Origin of the sequence: Mitsuaria sp. GD03876 (assembly GCF_029840635.1) — a bacterium.
In the GTDB taxonomy this organism is placed as follows: Bacteria; Pseudomonadota; Gammaproteobacteria; order Burkholderiales; family Burkholderiaceae_C; genus Roseateles.
The window spans coordinates 41,739-50,138 of the sequence record NZ_JAOCCU010000046.1 but is presented as its reverse complement, the minus strand read 5'-3'; the positions used below and the strand labels follow the sequence as shown (position 1 = coordinate 50,138).

At 71.8% G+C, this 8,400-nt stretch carries 7 protein-coding genes; 4 read left to right on the top strand and 3 right to left on the bottom strand.

The window, feature by feature from the left end; translation table 11 throughout:
* The 3 genes from N5D62_RS23030 to N5D62_RS23020 form a co-directional block, all read right to left on the bottom strand.
* A partial coding sequence (locus N5D62_RS23030; protein ID WP_279760278.1) for a sialidase family protein occupies window positions 1-1,348 on the bottom strand: 1,348 nt, incomplete at its 3' end.
* 14 nt (window positions 1,349-1,362) lie between these two features.
* Window positions 1,363-2,523, bottom strand: coding sequence for a glycoside hydrolase family 43 protein (locus tag N5D62_RS23025; RefSeq protein ID WP_279760277.1), 1,161 nt, complete (start codon window positions 2,521-2,523; stop codon window positions 1,363-1,365).
* Window positions 2,524-2,688: 165 nt separating this feature from the next.
* Complete coding sequence (locus N5D62_RS23020; protein ID WP_279760276.1) at window positions 2,689-3,696, bottom strand: helix-turn-helix domain-containing protein; 1,008 nt, start codon at window positions 3,694-3,696, stop codon at window positions 2,689-2,691.
* A gap of 116 nt (window positions 3,697-3,812) precedes the next feature.
* On the opposite strand from N5D62_RS23020, the gene N5D62_RS23015 reads away from it, so the two are divergent.
* From N5D62_RS23015 to N5D62_RS23000, 4 genes are read left to right on the top strand one after another with little or no spacing between them, the layout of a single operon-like run.
* Window positions 3,813-4,943 carry a UDP-glucose--hexose-1-phosphate uridylyltransferase gene (locus tag N5D62_RS23015; RefSeq protein WP_279760274.1) on the top strand — a complete coding sequence of 377 codons (1,131 nt, stop codon included), beginning with the start codon at window positions 3,813-3,815 and terminating at the stop codon, window positions 4,941-4,943.
* Complete coding sequence (gene galK / locus N5D62_RS23010; RefSeq protein ID WP_279760273.1) at window positions 4,940-6,136, top strand: galactokinase; 1,197 nt, start codon at window positions 4,940-4,942, stop codon at window positions 6,134-6,136. Before N5D62_RS23015 ends, galK begins: the two co-directional genes overlap by 4 nt.
* Window positions 6,133-7,266, top strand: a complete 1,134-nt coding sequence (locus N5D62_RS23005) for a galactose mutarotase (protein ID WP_279760272.1) — start codon at window positions 6,133-6,135, stop codon at window positions 7,264-7,266. Before galK ends, N5D62_RS23005 begins: the two co-directional genes overlap by 4 nt.
* A gap of 16 nt (window positions 7,267-7,282) precedes the next feature.
* Window positions 7,283-8,368, top strand: coding sequence for a hypothetical protein (locus N5D62_RS23000; RefSeq protein WP_279760271.1), 1,086 nt, complete (start codon window positions 7,283-7,285; stop codon window positions 8,366-8,368).
* The last annotated feature ends 32 nt before the right edge of the window (window positions 8,369-8,400 follow it).

Here is an 8,400-nt window from a genome sequence, read left to right as displayed (position 1 = left end):
CCACGCTCCCGAACCGCGTGCGGCACACCTGTTGCCCGCTCGCGTTGGTCTCGAAGTCGCTGGCCAGCATGATCAGCCGCTTCTCATCGGCGCTCGGCTGCAGCGGCGACGAATAGTTCTGGCACCAGTTCGACTGCGCCGGCGCGTTCGTCTTCACCGGCGCCTCCAGCGTCGTCCAGGTCCCGCTGCCATCGGCCGTGCTGCTCAGGAACACCGTCTTCCCGTTCCCCGCCACGTCGATCTGCCCGGCCCCGTTGAACAGCAGCTGCCCCACCAGCGCGATCCGCTGCCGCGTGGCCAGCTGCACATGCGTCGGCGTGTGCCGGAAGAAGCGCCCATCGGACGTCTTCGGCTCCGCCCCGCGCACCGCCGGATCGCCCCAGTCCAGGCCGTCCGCCGAGTACTTGATCGCCACCCGGCAATCCAGCCCCGCGGTGCTGCAGTGCTCGTAGGTCAGCAGGTAGCGCCCGTCGGCCAGCCGGCTCGTCACCGCCATGCCGGGCCGGTCGCTCGGCTTCACCGCGTCGACGATCACCTTGGGCGCCGTCCAGGTCGTCCCGTCGGCGGTGCTCATCAGCTTGAGCGTCTGCGACGCGCCCGCCGCGGTGCCATCGGTCTCGTCCGAGTACAGGCAGGCCAGCCGCCCGTCGCGCGCGACCAGGAACTCCGGTTCCCAGATTCCCGTGCCCTCGCCACCGCGCGGCTTGTTGCCGACACCGCATCGCGCCAGGAAATTCCAGGTCTTGCCGCCGTCGTTGCTGCGGTAGATCGGGTGCTCCATCGCCTTGCCCGGCGTGTCCTGGCCGACCGAGGCCGACCACAACAGCGTCCCGGCGGGCAGCACGCCGACCGCCGACGGCAGCTCGAAGACCGAGCCGCAGCACAGCCCCTTGGCCCAGGCCGTGTCGCTCACCGTGCCCTGGAGCTGGAAGCTGGTGCCGTCGTCCTTGCTGACGAAGAGCCGGCCCTGGCCTTTGTCGCCCTCGAAGCTGATCGTGCTGGCGAGCAGCGCGCCGTTCAGCGACGCGTCCGACTGGTGCTTCAGCCGGATCAGCCGCGGGTAGAAGGTCGGCGCGTTGGCGTCGAGCAGCGCGGTGGCGCCCGCGCCCGGGGTGCCCGGCGCGGCCGGCGTCGCGGGCGATCCGGCGGAGCCGCCGCCACCGCCGCAGCCGGCGCAGGCGGCCAGCATCGCGCCGAGCAGCAGCGCGCCGAGCGCCGTCGTGACCGATCGGCAGCCGGCGAGGAGGGCGGAGCGCCAGGCCCGCGCGCCGCCGGGCGCCGACGACTCGTCCATCGAGGACGGGATGTTCATCGCGTGCGTCGTGTCCATCGCATTCATCGTGTTCATCGCGATCTCCCGGTTCAGGCTTCGCCGGAGGGCTTGCGTTGCGCCACGCCGGACGGGATCGCGCGGCCGAAGTCGGGCCGGCCGTCCGCGGTCCAGCCGAAGCGCTGGATCCGCATCGTGCGGCCGTGCGCGTCGTTGCCGTCGCTGTCCTTGGCGTGATAGACCAGCCAGTCCTCGGTGCCGTCCGGCGAGGTGGTGAAGCTGTTGTGCCCCGGCGCGAAGACGCCGGGCGCGCCGCCCGCAGGCTCGGTCGGACCGAAGACCGGCTTCGGATGCTTGGTCCAGCTCCGGGGATCCATCGGGTCCTGGCCGGTCAGCTCCAGCAGGCCGAGGTAGTACACCGCCGCCGTGTGCCCGGCCGAGTACGCGACGAAGGTCCGGCCGCCGCGGTACAGCGGCTGCGGCGCCTCGATCCAGTAGTCGTTGGCCTGCGGCTGCCAGCGGCCGTCGACCTTGTGCCAGCCGCGCTCCCAGTCGTGCTCGCCCTGGACGATGCGCACGCCGGGACCGACGGCCTTGGCCGGGCTGGCCATCGGCGCGATCCACAGGCCCGAGTCGGCATACATCCAGAACAGCCGGCCGTCCGCCAGCTTCAGCACCGAGCCGTCGATCGAGTACCGCTCATGCGCCAGGTGCACGCGGCCCAGGTCGCGGTAGGGCCCCATCGGATGGTCGGCCTCCAGCACGTAGTGCCGGTGGTTGGCGTCGACCTGGTCCGACGCGGTGAAGTACAGGTACCACTTGCCGTTCAGGTGGTGCAGCTCCGGCGCCCAGACCATCGCGCTGCGCGGGCCGCTGGAATCGGTGTTCCAGATCTTCTGGCGCTCGGCCTGGCGCCAGTCGCTCAGCCGCTCGGAGCGGTAGACCCACACGCCGCCGTTCGGATCGAAGGTGGCGGTCAGGTAGTACGCGCCCTCGTGGAAGACGACGAACGGATCGCCGGCCTCGCGGCCCGGCAGCACGGGATTGGTGAAGGTGCCCGACATGGCGGTCCCGGGGTTGGAGGCCGGCTTGGCGGCGGAAGCAGCGGTGGAAGCAGCGGTGGGAGTGGCGGCGGAAGCGGCTGGGGCGCGCGTGGCGCAGCCGGTCGACATCGCGGCGCCCGCGAGTCCCAGGCCGGCGGCCAGCCCGAGCCAACGGCGGCGCGGCAGGTCCGCGTCCGTGTCTGGATGCATGGGGACGGTCTCCTCGTCCCGCCGCATCGGCACGGCCTCATGCCGCGCCCCGGGTGGGATCGGCGCGGATGGTAGACCGGATCCGTCGTTAATAACAAGTATGTTTGTTATTAACGAGGGGGTTGGCGGCTGCGGAAAAGCGAGATCCGCCGGCGGCGGAGCGGTTCAGCGCATCTCGCGCGGTCGCGGCGAGGCGGACGCGTCGGCGCCGACCGCGTCCGGTCCGTGGCCGCGCGGGAAGTCGAACGCGATCCGCATGACGATGTCCTGCGGGTAGTTGCCGAACTTGCGGCCGAACAGGTTGAGGCCGCCGCGGTTGCGGGCGTCTTCCTTGATGCCCAGCCTCACCTTGATGTGGTTGGTCTGGGGCAGGTCCAGGTCGGCGATCTTCACCGTGCCCAGCGCGACGCCGTCGATCATCGAGCCCTTCTCGCCGACGCTCCACTGCTTGAGCAGCCCGTGCGTGGTGCGGTCCACCTGCCACCAGCTCGGCATCAGCAGCGAGGGCTTGCCGCCGTAGTCGCCGGGGCTGGTCCAGGTGCCGATCTCCTTGTCGTTGATCCAGAGCGTGATGTCGGAGGGGAAGTCCTCGTTGAACTGCGGCGCCTCGGAGCAGATCTCCATCGACAGCTCGAGGTGGCTGGGCACCGCGCCGTAGGGCAGGTTGTTGGGGAAGGCGTAGTCCACGTAGCCGGCGCCGCCGAACCACAGCAGCTGCGCGTAGACGTGCTCGGGCTCGAAGAAGGAGCGCGAGTCGTCCAGCATGCCGATGATCTTGGTCTCGCTGACCAGGCCGCAGGTGGGCTTGGCCTCGACATGGCGGTAGCTGCCGATCGGCATGCTGATCGAGATGACGTTGGGCCGCGACTCGATCGCCGCGCCCGGCAGCCGCAGCCGCACCTCGTCGTAGCGCTTGGAGCACAGCTTCTGCTGGCCGCGGGTGCCAGGCTCCACCTCCACCGACACCAGCCCCACCGCCTGCAGCTGGTTGATGTTGAAGCTGACCGTCGAATGCGGCAGGTTCATCGCCGAGGCCAGTTCCGACACGTTCAGCACCTGGTGCGTCAGCAGGCCCAGCATCGCCTGCCGCGTGTCCGAGGCCAGCGCCTTGGCCACCGCCAGTGCCGCGTCCCCCTCCACCATCAAGACCCGGCTGCCCGAGACCTCCACCATCGCGCGCTCCCCTGCCGCAAAAAGATTCGCGAGTTTATGCGGATCGCCCCGTTCCTCTGACGCCCTAGGGTAAAGACGGATCATTAATAACAAATCCATTCGTGATAATGGGTGCCATGAACCCCGCATCCCCTGACGGGCAAGGCGAACGCGCCGACCGTCCCGACCGCGTCCACCGCCGCCGCAATCCGCTGACCGGCCGCCATGTACTGGTGTCCCCGCACCGCACGCAGCGGCCCTGGCAGGGCGCGCAGGAGCAGGTCGACGAGACCGCGCTGCCGGCGCATGACCCGGACTGCTACCTGTGCGCCGGCAATGTCCGCGCGAACGGCCAGCGCAACCCGGCCTACACCGGCACCTTCGTCTTCACCAACGACTTCGCCGCGCTGCAGCCGGCCCACGGCGACGAGGACCGCCTCGCGCCGCCCGACCTCGCCGGCGCGGACCTGATGCAGGCGATGCCGGTCGCCGGCGAGTGCCGGGTGCTCTGCTTCTCGCCGGACCATGCGCGGACGCTGCCGGAGCTGTCGCTGCCGGAGCTTCGCGCGGTCGTGGCCGCGTGGAGCGCGCAGTCCGCCGACATGGGCGCGCGCCACCGGTGGGTGCAGGTCTTCGAGAACAAGGGCGCGGCGATGGGCTGCTCCAACCCGCATCCGCATGGCCAGGTCTGGGGGCTGGACCAGCTGCCCGACGAGGCCGTGCTGGCCGACACGCATCAGCGCGAGTACCTGGCCCGACACGGGGAGCCGCTGCTGGTGCGGTATGTCCGCGACGAGCTGGCCGCGCGCGAGCGGGTGATCGTCGAGACCGGGCACTGGGTCGCCGTCGTGCCGTACTGGGCCTCGTGGCCGTTCGAGACGCTGCTGCTGCCCAAGGCCCACACGCTGCGCCTGGACACGATGACGCCGGCGCAGGCCGATGACCTGGCCGAGGCGGTGCGCCGCCTGACGACGCGCTACGACAACCTGTTCCAGTGCTCGTTCCCCTACTCGATGGGCTGGCACGGCGCGCCGCATGGCGCGGGCGTGCCCGACGACGACGCGAACCGGCACTGGCAGCTGCATGCGCACTTCTATCCGCCGCTGCTGCGTTCGGCGACGGTGCGCAAGTTCATGGTGGGCTTCGAGATGCTCGGCGAGGCGCAGCGCGACCTGACGCCCGAGACCGCCGCGCAGCGGCTGCGCGAGGTCAGCGACGACATTCACTACCGGCAGGCGCGCCGCGCCGCGCAGGCGGAGGGCGCATGAGCCACGACACCCCGACGACGCCGCGCGAACGCGCGGTGCAAGGCTTCGAGCGCGCCTTCGGCGCTTCGCCGGCGCGGCTGAGCCGCGCGCCGGCGCGGGTCAACCTGATCGGCGAGCACACCGACTACAACGAGGGCTTCGCGATGCCCTGCGCGATCGACCGCGACACCGTCGTGGCCGCGTCGCGCCGGGACGACGACGTCGTCGAGGTGCTGGCCTGCGACCTGGGCGGCGACGCGGGCGGCGCCGGTGCCGTCGGCGCCCTCGGCCGCTTCCGCGTCGGCGACGCCGCCAACGTGTCGGCCAGCCCGCAGTGGCTGCGCTACGTGCAGGGCATGGTCGCGGTGCTGCGCGAGCAGGGCCATGCGGTCGGCGGCGCGACGCTGGCCATCGCCGGCAACGTGCCGCAGGGCGCGGGGCTGAGTTCGTCGGCGTCGCTGGAGATGGCGATCGGCCAGGCGCTGTCGGCGCTGGGCGGCTGGACGCTGCCGCCGACGACGATGGCGCTCGCCGGCCAGCGCGCCGAGAACGTCTACGCCGGCTGCCGTTGCGGCGTGCTGGACCAGCTGTCGTCGTCGCTCGGCGTCAAGGGCCATGCGCTGCTGATGGACTGCCGCAGCCTGAAGGTCCAGCCGGTGCCGATGCCCGAGGACATCGCGGTGCTGGTCGTCGACTCCAAGATCCAGCGCGGCCTGGTCGACAGCGAATACAACCTGCGCCGCCAGCAATGCGAGGCCGCCGCGCGCGGCCTGGGCGTGAAGGCGCTGCGCGATGTCGACGACGCGTTGTGGTCGCGGCTGGGCGGCTCGCTGGACCTGGTGGTGCGCCGCCGCGCGCGCCACATCATTTCCGACAGCCGCCGCTGCGCCGGCCTGGCCGAGGCGCTGAGCCGCGGCGACCTGGCCGAGATCGGCCGCCTGATGCGCGAGTCGCACTGGTCGATGCGCGACGACTTCGAGATCACCGTGCCGCCCATCGACGCCCTGGCCGCGCTGATGCAGGACGTCATCGGCGATCACGGCGGCGCGCGGATGACCGGCGGCGGCTTCGGCGGCTGCGTGATCGCGCTGGCGCCGCGCGGCATGGTCGACGAGATCCGCGCCGCGGTCGAACGCGGCTACCGCTCGCCGGACGGCCGCGCCGCCGAGGTGCACGTCTGCGCGGCTTCCGACGGCGCGGGTCTGCTCGCATGAGCGCGCCGCGCGCCTTCACGCTGCGCTCGCCGGCCGGCCTCTCGCTGCGCGTCACCGATGCCGGCGCGGCCTGGATGTCCTGCGTCGTGCCGCTGGACGGCGAGGCCGGCCCGGGGCGCGAGGTGCTGCTCGGCTACGCCACGCCCGCCGACTACCTGGTCCAGCCGGGGTACCTCGGCGCCATCGTCGGCCGCTATGCCAACCGCATCGCCGGCGCGTCCTTCGCGCTGGACGGCCGGACCTTCGCGCTCGACGCGAACGAGGGCCCCAACCAGCTGCACGGGGGCGCGCGCGGCTTCCATCGGCACCTGTGGACCCTGATCCGGCACGACGACGACGTGCTGGAGCTGGGCCTGCGCTCGCCCGACGGCGACCAGGGCTTCCCCGGCCAGGTCGACGTGCGCGTGACCTACCGGATCGAGGCGCCGCTGACGGTCAGCGTCAGCCTGGAGGCGCGCACCGACGCGCCGACGCTGGTCAACCTCAGCAGCCACGCCTACTTCAGCCTCGACGGTCCGGAGCGGGGCATCCTCGACCAGCAGCTGCGGATCAACGCGCCGCGCTACCTGCCGGTGCGCGCGGACCTGATCCCGACCGGCGAGCAGGCCGCGGTCGACGGCACGCCTTTCGACTTCCGCCGCCCGCGCCGCATCGGCGAGGCGCTGGAGGCGCTGCGCCGGCTCGACACGCAGCCGGCGTGCCACGACCACTGCTGGCTGCTGGACGCGCCCGAGGCGCCGGCCGCCGCCGCGGGCGGGGTCTCGCCGGTCGCGGCGGTGCTGCGCTCGGGGGACGGCCGGCTCGGCCTGGCGCTGCACAGCAGCGCGCCGGGGCTGCAGTTCTACGCCGGCGAATTCCTGCCGCAGACACCCGGCCGCGACGGCCGCCCGCATGCGCGGCACGCCGGCCTGGCGCTGGAGCCGCAGGCCCTGCCCGACAGTCCTCATCACCCCGAATGGCCGCAGCCCGGCGCGGTGCTGCGCCCGGGCGAGGTCTACCGCCATCGCCTGACCTACCGCTTCCTCCCCACGTCGGCATCGGAGGAGGCACCGTCGCCGCCGTCCTCGATGTCTCCCTCGACGCCTGCCGCGCCCTCGACGCCGTCGCCGCCGACGGCCGGCCAGGCCTGACCCTCCTCACACGACCATGAGCAATCCGACTTCCGTTCCCGTCCGCTGGACGCCCGAGCAGGCGCATGCCTGGTTCCAGGCGCAACCGCGCGCCCTGGGCGCCAACTTCGTGCCCGCGTCCGCCATCAACCAGTTGGCCATGTGGCAGGCCGAATCCTTCGATCCCGAGCGGGTCGAGCTGGAGCTGGGCTGGGCCGCCGGCCTGGGCATGAACACGATGCGCGTGTTCCTGCACGACCTGCTGTGGGCGCAGGATGCCGCCGGCTTCAAGCGGCGCATCGACCAGTACCTGGACATCGCCGACCGCCACGGCATCAAGACGATGTTCGTGCTGTTCGACTCCTGCTGGGACCCGCATCCGCAGCTGGGCCCGCAGCGCGAGCCGATCCCCGGCGTGCACAACTCCGGCTGGGTGCAGAGCCCGTCGGCGACGCAGCTGGCCGACCGCTCGACCTGGCCCGCGCTGCGCGCCTACGTCGAGGACATCGTCCGCACCTACGGCCAGGATCCGCGCGTCACCTACTGGGACATCTGGAACGAGCCCGACAACCAGGGCGGCGGCATGGGTTACTACCTGCCGCGCGAGGCCAAGGACAAGATCGCGCTGGTGGCCGAGCTGATCCCGCAGGCCTTCGACTGGGCGCGGGCGCAGCGGCCGTCGCAGCCGCTGACCAGCGGCTTGTGGCTGGGCGACGACTGGGGCCCGGACTCGGTGGAGCTCAACGCGGTGCAGCGGGCGCAGCTGGCCTGTTCCGACGTGGTCAGCTTCCACGACTACAACTGGCCCGAGAAATTCGAGGCCCGCATCCGGCAGCTGCAGTCCTACGGCCGCCCGCTGATCTGCACCGAGTACATGGCGCGCAGCCTGGGCTCGACCTTCGACGTGGCGCTGCCGATCGCCTGGCGCGAGGACGTGGGCATGCTGAACTGGGGCTTCGTCGACGGCAAGAGCCAGACCAAGATGCCGTGGGATTCCTGGCAACGGCCGTACACGATCAACCCGCCGCTGGTCTGGTTCCACGACGTGCTGCACACCGACGGCACGCCGTACCGGGCGCGCGAGGCCGAGCTGCTGCGCGAGTTCGGCGCCCGCAAGCGATGAGCGCGCGGGTCGACCGCTGATTCAGAGAGACC